The 17,591-nt window shown below is 62.8% G+C and carries 22 protein-coding genes; 11 read left to right on the top strand and 11 right to left on the bottom strand.

What is annotated here, in order from left to right; translation table 11 throughout:
• The first annotated feature begins 87 nt into the window (after positions 1-87).
• Positions 88-351, top strand: coding sequence for a hypothetical protein (locus tag FNJ47_RS17130; RefSeq protein ID WP_163155080.1), 264 nt, complete (start codon positions 88-90; stop codon positions 349-351).
• Positions 352-918: 567 nt separating this feature from the next.
• A complete protein-coding gene (locus tag FNJ47_RS17135; protein WP_163155082.1) occupies positions 919-1,083 on the top strand; it encodes a hypothetical protein in 165 nt (54 codons plus the stop codon).
• Positions 1,084-1,234: 151 nt separating this feature from the next.
• On the opposite strand, the gene FNJ47_RS17140 is transcribed toward FNJ47_RS17135, so the two are convergent.
• The gene (locus FNJ47_RS17140) at positions 1,235-1,384 is read right to left on the bottom strand and encodes a hypothetical protein (protein ID WP_163155084.1); all 150 of its coding nucleotides are present in this window, start codon (positions 1,382-1,384) and stop codon (positions 1,235-1,237) included.
• A gap of 1,056 nt (positions 1,385-2,440) precedes the next feature.
• Here FNJ47_RS17140 and FNJ47_RS17145 point away from each other — a divergent pair.
• Positions 2,441-3,028, top strand: a complete 588-nt coding sequence (locus tag FNJ47_RS17145) for a recombinase family protein (RefSeq protein WP_163155086.1) — start codon at positions 2,441-2,443, stop codon at positions 3,026-3,028.
• A gap of 606 nt (positions 3,029-3,634) precedes the next feature.
• Here FNJ47_RS17145 and FNJ47_RS17150 read toward each other — a convergent pair.
• The 6 genes from FNJ47_RS17150 to FNJ47_RS17165 all read right to left on the bottom strand — a co-directional run bounded on the left by FNJ47_RS17150 (position 3,635) and on the right by FNJ47_RS17165 (position 8,203).
• A complete protein-coding gene (locus FNJ47_RS17150) occupies positions 3,635-4,723 on the bottom strand; it encodes an acyl-CoA dehydrogenase family protein (protein WP_206685321.1) in 1,089 nt (362 codons plus the stop codon).
• A gap of 24 nt (positions 4,724-4,747) precedes the next feature.
• On the bottom strand, positions 4,748-4,927 hold the full coding sequence (locus FNJ47_RS50525; protein ID WP_206685322.1) for a hypothetical protein: 180 nt from the start codon (positions 4,925-4,927) through the stop codon (positions 4,748-4,750).
• 2 nt (positions 4,928-4,929) lie between these two features.
• Entirely contained in the window at positions 4,930-5,385 is a 456-nt protein-coding gene (locus FNJ47_RS50530) for an acyl-CoA dehydrogenase family protein (RefSeq protein ID WP_206685323.1), read from the bottom strand.
• An 86-nt stretch (positions 5,386-5,471) separates the two neighbouring features.
• Positions 5,472-6,032: an acyl-CoA dehydrogenase family protein gene (locus tag FNJ47_RS50535; RefSeq protein ID WP_206685324.1), complete on the bottom strand. Its 561-nt coding sequence runs from the start codon at positions 6,030-6,032 to the stop codon at positions 5,472-5,474.
• A 1,550-nt stretch (positions 6,033-7,582) separates the two neighbouring features.
• Positions 7,583-7,909 (bottom strand): hypothetical protein, encoded by a 327-nt coding sequence (locus FNJ47_RS17160; protein ID WP_163155088.1) that lies wholly within the window; start codon positions 7,907-7,909, stop codon positions 7,583-7,585.
• An 84-nt stretch (positions 7,910-7,993) separates the two neighbouring features.
• Positions 7,994-8,203, bottom strand: a complete 210-nt coding sequence (locus FNJ47_RS17165) for a helix-turn-helix domain-containing protein (protein ID WP_347341678.1) — start codon at positions 8,201-8,203, stop codon at positions 7,994-7,996.
• A gap of 202 nt (positions 8,204-8,405) precedes the next feature.
• Between FNJ47_RS17165 and FNJ47_RS17170 the strand changes: the two genes are divergently transcribed.
• The 3 genes from FNJ47_RS17170 to FNJ47_RS17180 all read left to right on the top strand — a co-directional run bounded on the left by FNJ47_RS17170 (position 8,406) and on the right by FNJ47_RS17180 (position 10,056).
• The gene (locus tag FNJ47_RS17170; protein WP_163155092.1) at positions 8,406-8,792 is read left to right on the top strand and encodes a hypothetical protein; all 387 of its coding nucleotides are present in this window, start codon (positions 8,406-8,408) and stop codon (positions 8,790-8,792) included.
• A 345-nt stretch (positions 8,793-9,137) separates the two neighbouring features.
• Entirely contained in the window at positions 9,138-9,398 is a 261-nt protein-coding gene (locus FNJ47_RS17175; protein ID WP_235999940.1) for a hypothetical protein, read from the top strand.
• A 286-nt stretch (positions 9,399-9,684) separates the two neighbouring features.
• Positions 9,685-10,056, top strand: a complete 372-nt coding sequence (locus tag FNJ47_RS17180) for a DUF4118 domain-containing protein (RefSeq protein ID WP_163155112.1) — start codon at positions 9,685-9,687, stop codon at positions 10,054-10,056.
• Between the two features lie 68 nt (positions 10,057-10,124).
• Here the strand turns inward: FNJ47_RS17180 and FNJ47_RS17185 are convergent, their stop codons facing one another.
• The gene (locus FNJ47_RS17185; RefSeq protein WP_163155094.1) at positions 10,125-10,265 is read right to left on the bottom strand and encodes a hypothetical protein; all 141 of its coding nucleotides are present in this window, start codon (positions 10,263-10,265) and stop codon (positions 10,125-10,127) included.
• Positions 10,266-10,444: 179 nt separating this feature from the next.
• On the opposite strand from FNJ47_RS17185, the gene FNJ47_RS17190 reads away from it, so the two are divergent.
• Complete coding sequence (locus FNJ47_RS17190; RefSeq protein WP_163155096.1) at positions 10,445-10,681, top strand: hypothetical protein; 237 nt, start codon at positions 10,445-10,447, stop codon at positions 10,679-10,681.
• An 84-nt stretch (positions 10,682-10,765) separates the two neighbouring features.
• Here FNJ47_RS17190 and FNJ47_RS17195 read toward each other — a convergent pair whose 3' ends face one another.
• The 3 genes from FNJ47_RS17195 to FNJ47_RS17205 form a co-directional block, all read right to left on the bottom strand.
• Positions 10,766-10,966 (bottom strand): hypothetical protein, encoded by a 201-nt coding sequence (locus tag FNJ47_RS17195; RefSeq protein WP_163155098.1) that lies wholly within the window; start codon positions 10,964-10,966, stop codon positions 10,766-10,768.
• 93 nt (positions 10,967-11,059) lie between these two features.
• Positions 11,060-11,596: a hypothetical protein gene (locus FNJ47_RS17200; protein ID WP_163155100.1), complete on the bottom strand. Its 537-nt coding sequence runs from the start codon at positions 11,594-11,596 to the stop codon at positions 11,060-11,062.
• Between the two features lie 54 nt (positions 11,597-11,650).
• Entirely contained in the window at positions 11,651-13,198 is a 1,548-nt protein-coding gene (locus FNJ47_RS17205; protein WP_163155102.1) for an acetolactate synthase large subunit, read from the bottom strand.
• Between the two features lie 224 nt (positions 13,199-13,422).
• Between FNJ47_RS17205 and FNJ47_RS17210 the strand changes: the two genes are divergently transcribed.
• The 4 genes from FNJ47_RS17210 to FNJ47_RS17225 all read left to right on the top strand — a co-directional run bounded on the left by FNJ47_RS17210 (position 13,423) and on the right by FNJ47_RS17225 (position 17,409).
• Entirely contained in the window at positions 13,423-13,995 is a 573-nt protein-coding gene (locus FNJ47_RS17210; protein WP_163155104.1) for a L,D-transpeptidase, read from the top strand.
• 108 nt (positions 13,996-14,103) lie between these two features.
• Entirely contained in the window at positions 14,104-14,904 is an 801-nt protein-coding gene (locus tag FNJ47_RS17215; RefSeq protein WP_163155114.1) for a DUF2927 domain-containing protein, read from the top strand.
• A 390-nt stretch (positions 14,905-15,294) separates the two neighbouring features.
• Complete coding sequence (locus tag FNJ47_RS17220; RefSeq protein ID WP_163155106.1) at positions 15,295-16,326, top strand: MerR family transcriptional regulator; 1,032 nt, start codon at positions 15,295-15,297, stop codon at positions 16,324-16,326.
• A gap of 87 nt (positions 16,327-16,413) precedes the next feature.
• A complete protein-coding gene (locus tag FNJ47_RS17225; protein ID WP_163155108.1) occupies positions 16,414-17,409 on the top strand; it encodes a LysR family transcriptional regulator in 996 nt (331 codons plus the stop codon).
• Positions 17,410-17,591: the final 182 nt, after the last annotated feature.

Consider the following 17,591-nt stretch of genomic DNA (forward strand, 5'->3'; position numbering starts at 1 on the left):
CGAGCCACGGTTCACATGCACGGCTTGCGGTCGCCGCGGCGCCGATGTACGGCCACTCTTTCCGCACGCGAGGATGGGAACACACTGATGAAGTTGAAGGGCGACCGCCCCTACTCCGACCCGGAGAAAGCCGCCCGCAGGATCATGGAGCACGCTCGAGCATTTGAGCCCATCCAAGATGGCCGGATCTATATCGAAAAGATCAACCGTCCGATGCTTGATGAGGACAAAGCGACGCCAGCTGAGTATTGGGCCGGACTACAGCATGCGATCGGCAAAGGCTGGCTCGAGTACCACGAGAGCGGGACGTTCGTGAGGATGTCGCAGGCAGGCAAGGACCTGTTCGCCTGACAAGAGACGGCCCAGCACCCTTGGGGTGATGCTGAGGCCGTTCCTCATTCCAGCCTTTGCCGAACCGCCGATGCAATAATTAGGCGTCTCTCTGGGTGACCGCCAGCGGGACGATTATGACCTGCGATCTCGCGCAGGATGGCCTTGGATGACCGTATCTTGGCCCCGGCGCATGTACCGCTCGCTGGGCCCGTTTCTTTTTCGATAGGAACGGGCGCGGCACGCTCTGGGTTGTCTGGGCTCCTAACGCGGTCTGCCGACAGCGTTAGGACGCAAAGTGCAACTTGGCCTCAGCTAGTACCCCCTCGCTGGGGCCGTTTCTTTAGGTGCGGGCGAAACGCGCTATTGCCAAGTGTGGATTACCCCGCGAGAGCCGGATTGCAGCCTTCCAAGCAAGGAGCTGCTACGGGGCGCACGTGGGAAATCTGGACGTCCAGATCTAGAGGCGGCCAACGAGAATGACGGAAATTTGTGCGCGAGTGCTGTGAATTGCTTCACAGCGCTATCTCCGATCAAGCCTAGGATGATGGCGCGCAACGAAGCGCAATTCTGAATAGGAAATTGGTCATGGCGATCTTGCACACCATGCCGTCTTCTGTTCGCGGTTACGACGGCTTGATCATTTTTGGCTATATAACGGTTTCAGTACTGATGCTCGCCACAATCTATTTTGCATCGGGCGGGCCAAGCTTCACTAATGCCGATCTGGCGACTATGACGATGATGCCGTAATGCGTTTGGCATCGTGGACGTTCTTCAGCGCGCTTGTCTTGGCCGTAGCCGTTTGGGCTCTACTCGGCCCGCCGGAGGCGGACGCGACAAGCGCGCTTCCCGTGATTTCAAGATTGCGCTGAAATGAAAGACGCCGCCAACTGAGGCGGGCTCAGTGATAGCGTTTGCGTAGATGCTGGATTTGCTTCCGATACTCTTCGATGACCTCTCGCACTAGCTGGCGCAGCCTTCTCGATTTGACTTCGTCAAGATCGCGTTCAATTGCCGCTAGCAAGGCTTCGGCTTCTGCAAATGTCTTCATGGCTCGCGATCGCTTTTAAGCAGCCGCGCGACCTTAGGCGGCCTCTGTGTTGAGCGGCCCCAGCAACATGGGGGCCTTGTAGGGGAAGGCTCGTTGCTGGGGCCTACCGGCCCGATTGGTGCGTTCGGGCCAGGTTCAAACGAGCAAAGCGACGGCGGCTATTGCGATCGGGCAAAGGCCCAGCGCGACGATGCCTACTCGGACGAATATTTCGGCCATGACACGTCCCCGGCGATCACTGCACTTATCCTAAGTTAAGCGGGGAACTTTTCCCGTGGAAAGTGCAGTTTGTGCCAACAGCGCCTTAGGTCGCAAAAAGGGCGATCAAGGCCAGCACGGCAAATGCCATCGAGGCGTATGCTGCGATGGTGATGGCGCGGTCTCGGGTCATACCCGACACGTCTCCAAACATTGCCCATGCGCCCCTTGATTTAGGTCAATCGCGTGAAGAACGAATAGCGATCCATGGAATTTTATATGCCCAGAACAAGTAATAAGGCCGCTCAGTAGGACTACTGAGAACATCGGCTAACCCTTGGTTGCCGCAGGGTTAAGTCCAAACTAGGCCACTCGAAATTTCAAAGCAGGCCACTGGGGATGGAAAGAGGCCAGCACCGCTCGTTGAAAGGGGACAAACCATGACGCCAGTACGTACGGAGAACGGCAAGTAGGTCCTCGCCGAATCCACGATGACCCTCACGGCCAGATCGCCGCCACCACCTTGCGGCTTCGTTTACAAATTCGGTTTCGGGGTCCTAGATTTTTTTGGGGCACGTTAAGCGCGCGCGAGAGGGGTGCCGTGGACCGTCAGAAACGCGACGCGGCGACGCCGATGGCCTGTCGCCTCCGCTCCTGAGGCAGCTACAATCGGCTGATCATGCTGACGTCGACACAATATCGCTTGGCGATCTCCGCCAGCGCTCCGCATGGGCGGCCCGGCAACGGCGTGGCGCCCAGTCTCTTTTGCAAAACTCCTAAGTTTCGCAAAAAATAGCTCGACAAGCAAAATCAGCGGCTTACGATTTGCGAAACTTACTTGTGAAAATGGAGACGAAAATGGCGACCCTCGGTTACGCTCGCGTCTCGACCCAGGACCAGCACCTCACCGGTCAGCTGGAAGCCCTCAAGGCCGCCGGTGCCGATACCATCTATCGCGAGAAGATCAGCGGTGCCCGCGCCGATCGCCCCCAACTGGCGAAGCTCATGGCCGCTATAAAGGCTGGTGACGTGGTCCTGGTCACCAAGCTAGACCGGCTCGGCCGCTCGACCCGCGAGCTGCTCGACCTGATCGAGCGTATCGGCAAGGCCGGCGCGGTGTTCCGCAGTCTCGGAGATCCGCTGTTCGATACATCGTCAGCGCAAGGTCAGCTGCTCGCAACCATGCTGGCCGCTATCGCGCAATTCGAGCGCTCCCTGATCGCGGAGCGCACCGGCGAGGGCCGCAAGCGCGCCATGGCCAACAAGGTCAAGTTTGGCCGCAAGCGAAAGCTCTCCGAATACCAGCGCGAGGAAGCCGTGAAGCGCCGGGCTGCCGGTGAGAGCCTGGCGTCGATCGCGAAGTCCTATGCAGTCGATGTCAGCATGATCTCGCGTCTGGCCCCGGGATACCGCGCACCTTTCAAGGTCGCCGACGCAGACGCGTGAAATAGTCCACCCATCGCCAGGGGCTTCCTGGCGGTCGGGCGGCTTGGTGCTCGCGGCCCTAGAGGGCGGACGCGCGTCACGTTGACATAAGAAAAGATGTGCCGAAGGCGAGCAAGCCAAAGGCTGCCACCACTACGCCGTCGTACATCGCACAGAGAACGTCGAGTTCGCGTTCGTTCATCTGACAATCCTATTGCTCGCGGACTGTTTCTCCCAATTTGATACACCCAGCTTGGGTTCATCACCCAGCAGCTAAGGGTGGTACCGTAGTCACACGGGGCGCAGTCCGCCTCAGATTTGAGGACCGCCCGCCCCGAGCGCGGCCTCTGCCAGCGGGCCGCGGAGCCCACCGCGCGCGATTTGAGGTCGGCTAAGGGGAATAGAATGAGCTTCGCGAGTCTCGTCGCCTGGATGTCACCCCTGTGAAGTGGATCACATCCAGTCCCGGCCTCTCTGGTGCAGAGTGCCGCCCGGAAAGGCAGGCTCCCATGCATCACACCACCGACTGGTCGTCGATCGATTTTGTCATCATCGCCGCGGCGGCGGCGCTTGTGGGGGTTTGGGTCGCGATCTGGTTGGCTTGAGGGGCCCAAGGGCATTTGGGAGTCATTGGCTCCGCTTCTCGGTCAATCTCAGAATGCCCAGCATGACCATGCCGATCGGCCAAACAATGAAGATGACACTCTCCCAATCTTTGTACGCCCGATATTGATCAGCGGTATGGGGATGGCCCCGCGTCGAGCAATAGGCGCTATGGCACACGCGCTCGCTGATGATGTTGCGCTGGATCTGGTCCGTGCCGCCACCGATCGACGTGAAATAGGCGTTGAACGCCAGAAAGTTCGCGTCGCCGCCGAAAGGATGGTCCGGACCTTCGAGCAGGCTTTCGGCGCCGACGATGGCGGTGCGGACGCGGGCTTCCTCGTGCAGGATGCGCGACATCGCGAGCTTGCCGAGCGACATCACGGACGACGATGTACCCTGTTCGAGATTCGCCTGTGCCCGCGCATTGTTCAGGGCATTGAGCTTGCGAAGCGAGAGGACGGCGGCGAGATCCTGCCGCAGCGCGGTATCCTCGAGCCGGCCATAATGGCGGGCAAGCGCGATCAGGTCGTCGGACGTGGCGGAAATGCGCGCCCCGCGAGGGCGATCGCCCATCGTCGCGCGCTCATAGGCGAGCGCCGTCTGCAGCACGCGCCAGCCGTTGTTGAGTCCGCCCATGATGTTCGCCGCCGGAACGCGGGCATTGGTGATGAAGACTTCGTTGAAGTGGGATTCGTCCGTGATCTGCCGCAGCGGCCGCACCTCGACGCCGGGCTGTTTCATCGGAAAGCAGAAGAAGGTCACGCCCTTGTGCTTGGGAACGTCCCAGTCGGTTCGCGCCAGCAGCATTCCGTAGTCGGCGTGGGCGGCGCCGGAGGTCCAGACCTTCTGGCCGTTGATGATATAATCCTCGCCGTCGCGCTCGGCCCTGGTGCGCACGCCCGCGAGGTCCGAACCTGCCGCCGGTTCGCTGTACAGCAGGCACTGCACGATTTCGCGCTTCAGCAGACCGGGAATCATCTGGCGCTTCAGCGCCTCGCCGCCGAAGGCCAGCATCGTATTGGCGGCCAGATTGCTCTTGTCCTGGCGCGCGCCGGGTGCGCCGACGCGGGCGAATTCCTCGGCGATGATGTCGGCCTGTTCCGCGCTCAACGCGCGCCCAAACCAGTCCTTCGGCTAGGTCGGCACGGCCCAGCCCGCGTCGAGCACCTTCGCGGTCCACGCCTTGGTGGCGGCGGACAGATTCCACTTGTCCTGATCGGGCTGCAGGGTGCCGTCCCAGTTCGCGTCGAGCCAGGCGCGCACCTCGGTCCGCAGCGCGGCATCCCCTTTGTTGGTCTCTTCTATGTCGGCCATGGTCAAGCTCCGAGCTGTGTCAGATACCGTTCGCGATAGAGACTGGGCGATCCGAAAAGCTGCGCGTAGGCTCGCGCACGGCGCAAATAGAGATGCGCCGGATGCTCCCAGGTGAAGGCGATGCCGCCATGCATCTGGATCGCCGTGGCCGCGACCTTCGAATAGGCTTCGGCGCAGGCGAAGGCCGCGAGGCTGACGGCTTCCTCGGCCTGATTGGTCTTCTCGGCCAGTTGCTCGGCGGCATGCCGCGCGGCCGACGTGCTCGACTCGACCTCGATCATGAGGTCCGCGGCCATGTGCTTGAGCGCCTGAAAACCGCCGATCGGGCGACCGAACTGAATGCGGGTCTTGGCGTATTCGACCGTCATCTCGAAGATGCGCCGTCCGCCCCCGGCCTGTTCGCCGGCAAGCGCAACCAACGCCACATCGAGCGCTTCCTGCACCGCGGGCCAACCCATCTGCCCGACCTGCCGGGCCGGCGTATTGGCGAATTCCAGCCGCGCGAGGCGAAGCGTCCTGTCGAAGCTTGGAAGCGCGCTTCGCGTCAGTCCGCTGGCGTGGCATCGACTTCGAAAATCCCAAGGCCCGAACCGGTCTTCGCGACGATCAAGAGGAGATTGGCGATCTGACCGTGGGTGACATAGGACGCGACGCCGTTGAGGAGCGCACCACCGTTCGCGGACCTTGCGTCGACCGTCACGCCCTCGGGCGTCCATGTGCCGGCGTCCCCCGTGAGCGCCGCGGTTGCGATCGTGGTTCCGGCCGCAATACCGGGCAAGTACCTTGCCTGTGCGTCCTTATCGCCGCAGGCCGAGAGAAGGCCCGCCGCCAGCACGCCGCTCGACAGCAGAGGCGAGCACAGCAAGGCCGCGCCCGTTTCCTCCATCACCAGTTCGAGTTCAAGCGGGCCGAGGCCCGTTCCGCCATATTCCGGATCGATCAGAAGACCGACGATGCCGAGTTCCACGAGCTGAGCCCACAGCGCCGGATCGTAACCCTGAGGCGTTTCCATCGTCGATCGAACGGCGTTCTCCGAACTTCGGTCCTGCATCAGGCCGCGGACCGCGTCGCAGATCGCGTTCCTCTCTTCGGCGGAGGTTGTCATGAAAGCACCCTGTCCTGTTCCAGAGGCATTCTTACGCAAGAATGCGCATGACTTAGCTGACGGTCTCCACGCACGCATCGTCGTTTACGACGATTGTGTCCGATGAGACCTCAGAAGATTGCTCCTCGGTCTCGCGAAAACCGCCAATCCCTGCTCGCTGTCGTCGGTCATAGCGGCTTTCGTATCAAGCAATTTCTCCTCCGGGATTTTTCGGGAGTCTTGTATGTCGGCGCCAGAGGCCAAGGTAAGCGACGAGGATGCACCGTCGACGTAGCTCTGTACGGCTGTCGCCCGACGAACCGCTGACCTACTCACGGCTGCGCTTTCCGCCATGCACGGAGATGCGAAGCGCAGGGACGATTCCGCTTTCCGGTTCAACCGGCGATCACCCTTTATCATTGGCATGTCCAGGCTGTTCATTGGCAAGACACTCGCAGTCACCACGTTTATGAGCAAAGATCTACTCATCGCATCTCGTCCCAAATCCGTTGTCGCGCGTTCGTTCATCGCTTTGATTTTTTGTTAGTCATCGATCGAGAGAAAAACATCGTCTATTCCGACGATGTACCTCGGGGCGAGCCAGATCGCCACCGGGCGACGGCGGCCGGATTCTACAAGATCAAATGATCTGCCTCGCGGGACGGACTCCTCCTAGTTCCCTTATTGGTACTTGCGTGGATTATTCCGACCGAGCGCAGACGGCTTAAAGGTCTAATCGACCATCAACGGGTACAAGTCGGCCACTTGATCCAGCTATCGACGGTCGTGTCATTCTCAAAATGCCGCCTTTCTGAAGCCGCGCGAGCATCAAGTCCTGGCCGGCATACGACTTGAGTTCTTGCAGGCGAGTTTGGTGCACAGGCAGCTGCGCGCGCAGCGGCCCCACCCGCGTCAACGCGATTTGCTCGATGAGGTGCAGCGAGTCTGTGGCGATAGCTCGCTCACCACAACTCTACTTGGAGCGGGAGGCTGTTGATAAGCTGGGTACTATTGCGCTACCGCGAAGCGCCACATCGAATAGCGCGCTAACGCGCGTGAAAACGTCCAGGATCGCAGGTTGGCGCACAAGATCAAACAACGGCGGAGAGAGTGTCAGTCAATCGCCATTGAAAGACAGAGCATTTTTGACATTCTTAGACTTAGACCCACTATTCGAGCTACGGCCGAAAAGGTGTTTCGACTCCAATCGTGGCTCTTCCAAGTACCCGGCCTAACCCTTCAATTTCCGTCAGCGTTGGACACCAGGATTGGTGCGCGTGTCGCCGCGCCACCGGTTTTTGATGGCATTACGTCCCAAGCTCTTCTCGCCAACACGAATCAAGGTTTGTAGAGAGCCGGTCATGCATCGGCTCGCTCAAAGCGTCGGTCGTCGGCATAACTTCTTGCTGCTGCCCGAATTCACCGCGAAGCTGTCCGTCGGAGAATGCTCCACCGTCGGCCCCAAGGGATCGCATATCTCCAAAGAGGAAGGGTTGCGGTTGCTGCGCCGCAAGCCTTGGCCGAGCAAGGACCAGTCTGGGAGGAGCCCGAGCGGGTCGCGACAGCGGGGGTCATCCGGTATCGCTCGTTCCGCTCCGTGATATCTCGTAGGAGTTGATGGTATCGACCATGAGGTCGTTGCCGCCATTGACCACCAGTGTCGCTTGCTTCAGCTCCTGCAGCCGCGTCATGTATTCCGCGTGACCGGCCATCGCGCCGAATTCGGCCAGGGCCTCGTTGTGCGCCTGCATAGTCTGCATCGACGAGCCGGGGTCAAGATCGAGCTTACGCTCCGCTGTGCGCACCATAAACGCCGCGGCGGCCGCCTTGCCGTGCTCCGTCTGGGAGAAGAACAGATACGGGCGCGCGTTCTTCAAGTTCGGGGCAGCGTCTGTCAACGCCTTCACCACGTTCGGTTTGTGCTCTAGTGCGCGAAGGGATTGAAACCAGATGACCGACGCCTGAAAGACGACGACGATGCGTTAGTCAGCCTTGATCGACGACAGCCGCTTTATTGCGTCGCGAGGATCAAAGCCGATGGCTTCGGCGAACGCTAATAATTCAATCACGTCGATCTTTCGTTGACCACTCTCAACGGTCGCAACGAACGACTGATATCGGCGGAGCTTCTTGGCGACCTCGGCTTGCGTCAATCCCGCCTTTTTTCTTTTTTCAATTAGAAACTGGGTCAAGGCCTTATGCCGTCCCGACTGCAGTGTCCTCGACATCCCCGCCCCCAAACAACTGAGGGGGCGACCAAATAATCCGGTTTGCAGATTATCTAAAAACCAGATATTTGAGTGCACAGTGCACTGCGAACAAAATTCGGCAAGTTGATACGGTGCTATTCACCTTGCCGTCGAGGTTCACTCGCTAGGTTCCAATGAGGAATCAATGGCCATTGTCGTAGAGGCGTTCTTGGATCTGGGACGCGGTGATGAGAACCCGCTCAGTCCATCGTCGTACAGCGCCGGGTATCGGCGCGTCGAGACAGGCGAGGTAATCTGCACAGTTGAACTGTCTGTTCCGATCGTCGAAGCGGCAATTCTCAAGCGGTCAAACGTCTCGATCATCGTCACCCCCGGTGGAAGCGTCGAAGTGTCTTCAGGTGGTTCAGCTGCGCACGAACAAATCGATGACCTCGTCGCTCGGGCTGTCACCCAGGCAAATCTTCGTATGGAAGAGGCGACCACATCGGACCTGGAATCCCTGCTGCATCGGCTTGAACGTTCAATCGGCCTCGTGAAGGATGCAATCGCACGAACACCAGCGGCCCTCTGAAGGCTTCTGCTTGGCAGGTGGATCCGTTCGCCTAACGAGGCGGGAGTGTGCTGTGCGCCTGTTGGGTAATGCGCACCTCAAAGGCCGGGACCAGGCAAGCCCGTTAACGACCCGGCGCAGACCGTCGCTACCTGTAAGTTGCCGATTGCGGGCCCATAAGCTGACGTCCAGCATCCAGTCTGCCCGCTCTCGGAACTAGCTTGACTACCAAACCTTATTGCTGAGCCACGGGTCCTGCCCGCCCGGGTGACCGCGATCCGAGCTTCCCGGCCCCGATCTACGCATCGCTGGTGAAGGTCGAAGGTTCCGCCAGCCAATTTTGGCATCAACCGGACAACCTGGAAAATGGCCGATCTGGTGCGTGCGATGCGCGAGAAAGGGCAGCCAGCCGGCGAAGATGTAATCCGCGCGATCGTGAAAGGCGCCGGCTACCGCTGGCGCAAGGCGCGGATCGTTCTGACCTCCAACGATCCCGACTTCTCGCAGAAGCTCCAACGTATCCGTTCCATTCTTGCTGACCTCAAGGCTGCGGGTTGCGTGCCGGTCGGCCGATACCAGCCGCGGGCAGATATGTCGTCATTCGCGGCCCGAAGACGCGGCGCGTGAACACGCGGCGATCGCCGCCTGCGGCGGGAGATCAGCTCGCGGACGCCATACCCGGCTACGAACCCGATCCCGGTGACGAGAACGACAATCAGAATTTCCAGCATTGTGTTGTCCCACAATCACCCTGCCGCGATGCAATAAGCGTGACAATGCGGCGGCGGCTTGACCGGGACGGTTCCTTTTCACTGCATCGCACACACCACCCCTGCCCCACGGAGTCCTACGGGGTTTTGTTTACAGGCCTCCTCGGCTACCTTCCGGAACTCGCGGAGGCCGGGACGTGTCGATGCGCAAGGGCAATGACTACATTCTGAAGCTGCGACCTTGGTCGCTGTCGACGTTCGTCGTCGCCCTGCTTGCCGTGGTGCTGGCCACGGCGACGCAGGAGATGTTCGCGAGCTTCGGCATGCAGTTCTATTTCGCGGGCTTCGTGCCGGCGATCCTGATCGCCGGCCTGATGGGCGGCGCCCCGGCCGGCGCTTTCGCGACGATCATCACCGTTCCGATCGTGTGGTGGGTGTTCATGCCGCCCTATTTCGAGTTCGCCTGGCCGACGGCCGACGATTACGACAGCATCGCGATGTTCCTGCTGTCGAGCGCGCTCCTGGTCTGCTTCTCGCAGCTCTATCGGGAAGCGCTGGCCATTCTGCGGAAGTAGCCGGCCGCCGCGGGTCGCGGTTGCGCGCCGGCGGTGGCAAGCCGGTTGCCGGCGCGGATCGGTCGCCCTCAGATCCCGAACATCCAGACCGCGACGATGGTGGCCAGGGTCGCCACGCCGCTGACCGTCCAGCCCACCGCGTAGAATGTGTTCTCCGGGGCGGTGTCGAGCACCGTGTTGGTGGTATCCGTCACTGATCGCCAGCGCATGGCGCCTCTCCTCGGAACTCCTGCCCAGCGACATAACGCGGCTCGCGGTTCCCGGTTCCGCCACCTCTCATCGGCTGCGCCGTTCACGCCCAACTCACGGACTGCTGATCGACACCGCGGAACCTGCGACATTCTGTCCCGTTGAGGGGCGCTGGAAATCAACTTGGGAGAACTATCCGATGCGAACACTGATCCTCGCCGCTACAGCTCTTGCCTTCATCTCGTCCACCGCACTCGCGCAGGACAAGGCAGGCGGCAGCCCGGCCCCCGCAGCGCAAAGCGGTGACACGGCGACCAAGGGCGAGGCGACCAAGATGGCGCCGAAGAAGGCGAAGAAGTCCGCCAAGAAATCGAGCGCCAAGGGAAGCGCCAAGGCAGGCGCTGCTGCAACCGGCGACGACGCGGCCAAGCAATAAACAGAAACAATCGCGCTTGGTGGCCACGGACTCGGTAGTCACAGACTTGACGATCACGGAAAAGGCCGCCCGAAGGCGGCCTTTTCATTGGCTCGTTGTTGGCTCGGTGCGGATGCTGCCTCCGCCCGTCACGTCGCGATCAGCTGCGCCGATCGCTTGAAGCCGTGAGACATGAGACAGCGAATTGAAGTGCGGGAGAGGGAGCGAAAGAGGCGCGGAGCCGATAATCCGCACCGCCATCGGATCGTTCTGAAAATTGACCACCAGCTCCAGGAATTGCTCCACCTCCCGCGCCTTCTTTTCTGCCGTGCATGCAGGGGCGGCGCATGATCCAAACGGGCTATCACTGCAATGCGCCGAAAGATTCAGCGATGAGGCTTAACGCTGCACGCCATCGTCGCGCCTGTCCGCAAGCCCGCTGTCTCGGATCCGCTCCGCAAACCAGCGCGACGTGGCGACGTCGATGGCTCCGCCGGCATAGACCTCGGAAGAGCTCACCCCGTTTGCTCCGACAATCAGCAGAACGCCCATCGCATAGGCAAACCACACATTCGGATCGGTCAGCGCCTGCAGCTTGCGCTGGTCGTGGTCGAGCGGCTGGTGATTGCTCTCCTTGCGCAGCTCGATGGCGAGCAGATTGTTCGGAATGTCGCGCTGATGCACGACGATATCGGGATAGATCGACTTGCCGAGATGGTCATCGGTCGAGCTTCCCGAGCCGCGCGGCAGCCGCAGCGTGCGCTCGCCGAGCCGATCGTAGTTGCAGTCGACCTGCCAGCCGGAGAACTGCCGCTCGACATAGACCGCCAGCCGGTGAGTAAGCGTTCGCTCGCCGAGATCGCGCTCCAGCAGGAACGTCTCCTGCGCATAGAACTCCCCGACGGCGGCGATCACCTTGTTCAGCTCGGTCTGCATTGGCGCCTCCGATTTGAACTGGACCGCCGCCGCCGCGGCCTTCAAATTGCGATCCTACATCTGCACTTCGATCAGCCGCGGGCCCGGCTCGGCGACGGCATTCGCCAGCGCCTTGTTGAACTCGTCCGCTGATGTGACAGCCACCGCCGGCACACCCATGCCCTTCGCGAGCGCGACGAAGTCGAGCGTCGGCCGATCGATCTTCAGCATGTCCTGCGCGCGCTTGCCCGGCTCGCCGGCGCCGACGCCGTCGAACTCGCCGCGCAGGATCTGGTAGATGCGGTTGGCGAACACGATGGTCACGACATTGAGCCCTTCGCGCGCCTGCGTCCATAGCGACTGGATCGTGTACATCGCGCTGCCGTCGCCGACCATGCAGATCACCTTGCGGTCCGGACAGGCGATCGCGGCGCCGGTTGCGACCGGCGTCGAGAAGCCGATCGAGCCGCCCATGTTCTGCAACCAGTCATGCGGCGCAGCGCCCGCGGTCGGCGGAAAGAAGCCACGCCCGGTGGTGACCGATTCGTCCACCATGATGGCGTTCTCGGGGATCGCGCACGCAATCGCCTGCGCGATCGTGGCGTGGTTGAGCGCGCCGGTCGGCTTCACAAGTTCCGGGTGCTGCTGCGGCTTGACGTCTTGCGCCGTGGCATGCAGCGCATTGGCGAGCGCCTCGAGCGCTGCGACCGAATTCTCGCCCCAGGCGGTCATGCGATGGACCTGGCAGCCTTCCGCCTTCAGCATGCTCGGCTTGTTCGGATAGGCGAAGAACGCCACCGGATCGTTGGCTTCAACCAGCACGATGTGACGGAAATTCTTCAGGATCGGCAGCGCCTGCTCGATCACATAGGGAATCCGGTTGACCGAGAAGCGGCCGCGGCCGCGCGCCATGCGCGGGTGATAGGTCTGGCCCATCACGGTGCAGCCGGTCTTGCCGGCGATGCGCTCGGCGAGCGCCAGCCCGTGCTCGGTCAGCGCGCTGCCGGTAACCAGCAGCAGGGTATGCGCGGCATCGCCGTGCAGGATTTTCGCCGCGGTGTCGACCGCCTGCGGCGAGTAGCTCGGGCGTTGCGCGTCCACCGGCACTTCAGCGATACCGTCGGCCTCGTTCCAGGCGGTGTCGGCCGGCAGGATCAGGGTTGCGATCTGCGGCGGCGCGCTCTTGGCCGCGGCGATCGCGGCGGCGCCGTCGGCCGCAACCGACTTGGCGTCCGGCGAGGTGCGCACCCAGGACGACATCGGCCGGGCCAGGCCCTCGATGTCGGAGGTCAGCGGCGCGTTGTAGCCGATGTGGTAGGTGGCGTGCTGGCCGACGATGTTGACGATGCCGGAATGCGCCTTCTTGGCGTTGTGCAGATTGGCAAGGCCGTTGGCAAGACCTGGCCCGAGATGCAGCAGCGTCGAGGCCGGCGTTCCCTTCATGCGGAAATAACCGTCGGCCGCACCGGTGACGATGCCCTCGAACAGGCCGAGCACGCAGCGCATGCCCGGGACCTTGTCCAGCGCCGCGACGAAATGCATCTCCGAGGTGCCCGGATTGGTGAAACAGACATCTACGCCGCCCGCGACCAATGTCCGCACCAGACTTTCCGCACCGTTCATGCTCTCGCTCCCATTTCGAGATGTTCTTGAGGTCGCTCCAGATCAACCATTCTTCATCCGCTTCGTCAAAGGCTTGGCCGGACAATGCAGGTATCGCTTGCGAACTGTTGCCTTTTTAAACCGTGTTGTTCGAAAGTGCCGGAAGTCACGGGTTCGTCGCTTGCGAAACGCCGGCAATTGTGGCCTCTCTGGCTGCATATTTGATTGTTCGCGAGGGGACGGCCATGCGCCCGATTGCCTTGATGTTTGCCGCGCTCACGATCCTGGCTGGCGCCGGCCAGGCCCACGCCCAGTTCTTCGACTCCCGGGGCTACCAGTCCGACGCCTCGAGCTTCTTCGGCGGCGGGGGCGCAAGCCCGATCCCGCGTACCACTGTCAACTACCCGACCAATTACGCCCCCGGCACCATCGTGGTGAACACGGCCGAACGCCGGCTCTATCTGGTGCTCGCGAACGGCCAAGCGCTGCGCTACGGCATCGGCGTCGGCCGCGACGGCTTCCGTTGGGGCGGTGTCCACCGCATCTCCGCCAAAAAGGAATGGCCGTCCTGGACGCCGCCGTCGGACATGCTGCGCCGCCGCCCCGATCTGCCGCGCCATATGGCCGGCGGCATCGAGAACCCGCTCGGCGCGCGCGCGATGTATCTCGGCTCGACGCTCTATCGGATTCACGGCTCGAACGAGCCCGAGACGATCGGCCAGGCGGTCTCGTCGGGCTGCTTCCGCATGACCAATGAAGACGTCACCGACCTCTACAATCGCGTCTCGGTCGGCGCCACCGTGGTGGTGAAGAACTGATCGCGTCGATTTCAGCGGGACCAGGCCGCGGCCATCCGGCACGATCGCTGATCCCGTCGCCTTGATCACGTCTTGCGCTGCCGCAAACCTTGCGGCAGCGTCGTCATGATGTCCCAGCCCCGCCTCTCGATCCTGTTCGTTGTCGCCGCAGCGCTCGCCGCTTGCCTTGCTGACGCCGCCAGACCCGCAACCGCCACCGAAGTACCGGCAATCACCGCGCGCCAGCGCCACGAGAAGAAGGTCTTCACCGACGCCGAGATCGTCGAGGGCTTTCTGAAGACCGCGTTCGGTGCCGAATACCATCTCGCCGGACGGGTGGACCGCATCCGCAAATACGACAGCCCGGTGCGCGTGTTCGCCGACGGCAGCCGCGCCGACCGCAAGGCCCAGCTCGCCAAGGTCATCGCCGACATCGGCGCGAAGGTGCAGCATCTCGACATCGCGATGACCGACGACAAGGATGCGGCCAGTGTCGTGGTCAAGCTGGTGCGCGATCGCGAGCTGTACCGCACGATCGCGACCTTCTACGGCCAGGAGCGCGCCAAGGAGATCCGCTCCTCGCTCGATCCGCAATGCCTGTCCGGCTTCCGCAAGAACGAGAAATACGAGATCGAGCATTCCGACGTGATCCTCACCGTCGACAATGGCGATTTCGTCTTCCTCGACTGCGCCTATGAGGAGCTGTTGCAGTCGCTCGGCCCGATCAACGATACTGCGACGGTGCCGTGGACCATGTTCAACGACAGCGTCTCGATGGGCTTCTTCGACGTCTACGACCAATATCTGCTCAATCTGCTCTACGACCCCCGCATCAAGCCCGGCATGAACGTGCAGGAGGTCAAGGCCGTGCTGCCCGCCGTGCTGACCGACGTCCGCGCCTGGGTGGCGAAGGTGAACCATCTGGAGTGAGGGTGGCTGTGATCGGTGCATGGCGCTCGCCAGGACGACACCGAGTTCGTTGCACGGCTTGTGAATCAAGTGGCATGCGCGCGTGAGGGAGCCGCTGGCGGCAGGGTTCCCTCTCCCCTTGCGGGAGAGGGTTAGGGAGAGGGGTGCCACACGACGTGCACTCGCCGTATTCCGTCTGCGACCAGCGAACCAAATTCGAGAGCGACGCACTCGTCGATCATCTCGCCCGGGGCCACCCCTCTCCCCAGCCCTCCCCCGCAAGGGGGGAGGGAGCCAGACCAGCGTGGTCACCTCACTGTCGACAATGGAGATCACACCACCCTTCCCGCTTGACCTTGCCCCTGCGGCCGCCTCCATAAGAGGCGCGGTCAGACAATGCGAGGTGATTCGATGAATGCTGCTGCCGCCCGTTTCCTCAGCCCGTCCGAAGCTGCCAGGCAGCTCGGTATCTCCGCGAAAGCGCTGCGCCTCTACGAGGAGCGCGGCCTGATCGCACCCGGCCGCACGCCGGCGGGATGGCGCGCCTATGGTGCGGCCGAGATGGCGCGCTGCGCCGAGATCGTCGAGCTGCGCGCGCTCGGCCTCAGCGTCGGCGAGGTGGCGCGGATCCTGAGCGGCGACGCCGTGATGCTCGGCCGTGTGCTGGCCGCGCACGAGGCCACGCTCGAAGCCCGCATTCGTCACTGTGGCGACAGCATCGCCAGGGTGCGCCGGCTGCGCACCGACCTCGGCTGCGGCAAGATGCCCGCGACCCGCGACGTCATCGGCGCGGTGAGGACGCGGCCGGCGGTCGGCGTCGCGTTCGATCTGCCGTGGCCGTGGGGCGGTGAGCGCTTCGAGCTGCGCGACATCAAGCCGCTGAACTACATCGTCGGCCCGCTCGGCAGCGGCAAGACGCGCCTCGCACAGCGCCTCGCGGAGACACTGCCCGAGGCCAGCTTCGTGGGGCTGGACCGCACAGCCGACGGCGGCGCGGCCGTTCGCGCGCGCCTCGATGCCGACCCGGCGCACAACGCACGGGTCGAAGCGAGCCTTGCCGTCCTCCGGGCCGGCGGCGCAATGGACTCGACCGCGCTGACCACCCTGCTCGCGGCCATCGAGGCCTGCGACGGTGCGATCCTCGTGATCGACATGCTCGAACAGGGGCTCGACGCGGCCAGCCAGGAAGCCATGATCGCGTTTCTGCGCCGTCGCGGGCCGGAGGCCCGGCCGCTGTTCTTCCTGACACGCTCCAACGCGATCCTGGACCTCGACGCTGTCGGCGACGACGAAGTGATCATCCTGTGCCCCGCCAATCACAGCCGGCCGATCTGCGTCAGGCCGGTACCCGGCGCACCCGGCTATGAAGCGGTCGCGACCTGCCTCGCCTCGCCGGAGGTGCGCGCGCGGACCGAAGGCATGATCGCGTGGCGACCATCCTGACTTCTCGCAATGGTTGTATTATAATTACACGACAATGCACGACGCAGGTCGGATGCACTCAAAAAAAGTGTGCTATAAGCACACACGATGACCGAGCTTCCCCGTACCCAGGCCTTGCGTTGCTTCATCACGGTTGCCCGTGAAGGCACCGTGTCGCGTGCCGCCGCGATGCTGAAACTGACCCAGCCCGCGGTCAGCCTGCAACTGAAGGCGCTGGAGGAAAGCACCGGACTGCAGCTGTTCAATCGCACACCGAGCGGATTCACGCTGACCGAGGCCGGCGCGGGACTGTTGCCGCTGGCGCACCGGGCGGTGACGGCGGCATCCGACTTCAAGGCGATGGCGGATTCGCTGAACGAGGCGCAGCGCGGCACGCTGCGCGTCGGCACCATCCTCGATCCCGAATTCACCCGGCTCGGACCGTTCGTGCGCAGCCTTGCGATGTCCTCGCAACGCACCGAGGTCTTCCTGCGCCATGGCGTGAGCGACGACGTGCTGGCGCAGATCGGCAGGGGCGAACTCGACGTCGGCTTCTATATCGACGCCACGCCGCCGGAGCAGCTCGTCCATCACAGCTTCGCCGAGCGGACCATCGCCGACGGCCGCTACCAGCTGGCGCCGCTACTCAGCTACGACTACCGCGTCATCGCACCGATCGGCTGGCGGGACCGGGTGATCGGCAAGGGCTGGGCGGAGCTCGCCGAGATGCCCTGGCTGGCGACACCGCCGCATTCCGGCCACCGGCGGATGCTCGACGACATCTTCCGCCCGCTCGGCGCCCTTCCGAAGCGTGTCGGCTATACCGACCAGGAAGAGGCGATGATCGACTTCGTCGAATCCGGCCTGTGCCTCAGCCTCGCGCGCGACAATGTGCTGGCGACCCGGATGGCGCGCCCGCATCAGTTCGTCGTCGCCGACAAGGTGAAGCTCACCTGCGATCTCTCCTTCGCCACCCTCGCCACCCGCCGCCACGAGCCGGTGATCGCCCACGCCTTCGCAAGCGTGCGCGCAGTGTGGAATATCAAGCCGGCGATCGCCGGCGCCGGACCGACGCGGACACGGAAGGTCGCGAACAACGTCTGACGCGCACGCGCGGACTGGACCGGCGGCGCCAGAGGCCGACCGGTCGGCTTTGGGCCCATGTGTGGACGGCTCCGGGTTGGCAAGGAGAATCTTCACTTTGCAGCATTGGTCGGAGCAGCCATGTGTTCGGCCTGTTGACGCGGTACCCATGACCGCTGGCCATAATGCCCTCCGCGGATCAG

Source organism: Bradyrhizobium uaiense, assembly GCF_010811875.1.
Classification (GTDB): Bacteria; Pseudomonadota; Alphaproteobacteria; order Rhizobiales; family Xanthobacteraceae; genus Bradyrhizobium; species Bradyrhizobium uaiense.

Coding starts and splice junctions, on each gene's coding strand:
- FNJ47_RS17130 (WP_163155080.1), top strand. CDS start 88: ATGAAGTTGAAGGGCGACCGCCCCTACTCCGACCCGGAGAAAGCCGCC.
- FNJ47_RS17135 (WP_163155082.1), top strand. CDS start 919: ATGGCGATCTTGCACACCATGCCGTCTTCTGTTCGCGGTTACGACGGC.
- FNJ47_RS17140 (WP_163155084.1), bottom strand. CDS start 1,384: ATGAAGACATTTGCAGAAGCCGAAGCCTTGCTAGCGGCAATTGAACGC.
- FNJ47_RS17145 (WP_163155086.1), top strand. CDS start 2,441: ATGGCGACCCTCGGTTACGCTCGCGTCTCGACCCAGGACCAGCACCTC.
- FNJ47_RS50525 (WP_206685322.1), bottom strand. CDS start 4,927: ATGGCCGACATAGAAGAGACCAACAAAGGGGATGCCGCGCTGCGGACC.
- FNJ47_RS50530 (WP_206685323.1), bottom strand. CDS start 5,385: ATGGGTTGGCCCGCGGTGCAGGAAGCGCTCGATGTGGCGTTGGTTGCG.
- FNJ47_RS50535 (WP_206685324.1), bottom strand. CDS start 6,032: ATGACAACCTCCGCCGAAGAGAGGAACGCGATCTGCGACGCGGTCCGC.
- FNJ47_RS17170 (WP_163155092.1), top strand. CDS start 8,406: ATGGCCATTGTCGTAGAGGCGTTCTTGGATCTGGGACGCGGTGATGAG.
- FNJ47_RS17175 (WP_235999940.1), top strand. CDS start 9,138: ATGGCCGATCTGGTGCGTGCGATGCGCGAGAAAGGGCAGCCAGCCGGC.
- FNJ47_RS17180 (WP_163155112.1), top strand. CDS start 9,685: ATGCGCAAGGGCAATGACTACATTCTGAAGCTGCGACCTTGGTCGCTG.
- FNJ47_RS17185 (WP_163155094.1), bottom strand. CDS start 10,265: ATGCGCTGGCGATCAGTGACGGATACCACCAACACGGTGCTCGACACC.
- FNJ47_RS17190 (WP_163155096.1), top strand. CDS start 10,445: ATGCGAACACTGATCCTCGCCGCTACAGCTCTTGCCTTCATCTCGTCC.
- FNJ47_RS17200 (WP_163155100.1), bottom strand. CDS start 11,596: ATGCAGACCGAGCTGAACAAGGTGATCGCCGCCGTCGGGGAGTTCTAT.
- FNJ47_RS17205 (WP_163155102.1), bottom strand. CDS start 13,198: ATGAACGGTGCGGAAAGTCTGGTGCGGACATTGGTCGCGGGCGGCGTA.
- FNJ47_RS17210 (WP_163155104.1), top strand. CDS start 13,423: ATGCGCCCGATTGCCTTGATGTTTGCCGCGCTCACGATCCTGGCTGGC.
- FNJ47_RS17215 (WP_163155114.1), top strand. CDS start 14,104: ATGTCCCAGCCCCGCCTCTCGATCCTGTTCGTTGTCGCCGCAGCGCTC.
- FNJ47_RS17220 (WP_163155106.1), top strand. CDS start 15,295: ATGAATGCTGCTGCCGCCCGTTTCCTCAGCCCGTCCGAAGCTGCCAGG.
- FNJ47_RS17225 (WP_163155108.1), top strand. CDS start 16,414: ATGACCGAGCTTCCCCGTACCCAGGCCTTGCGTTGCTTCATCACGGTT.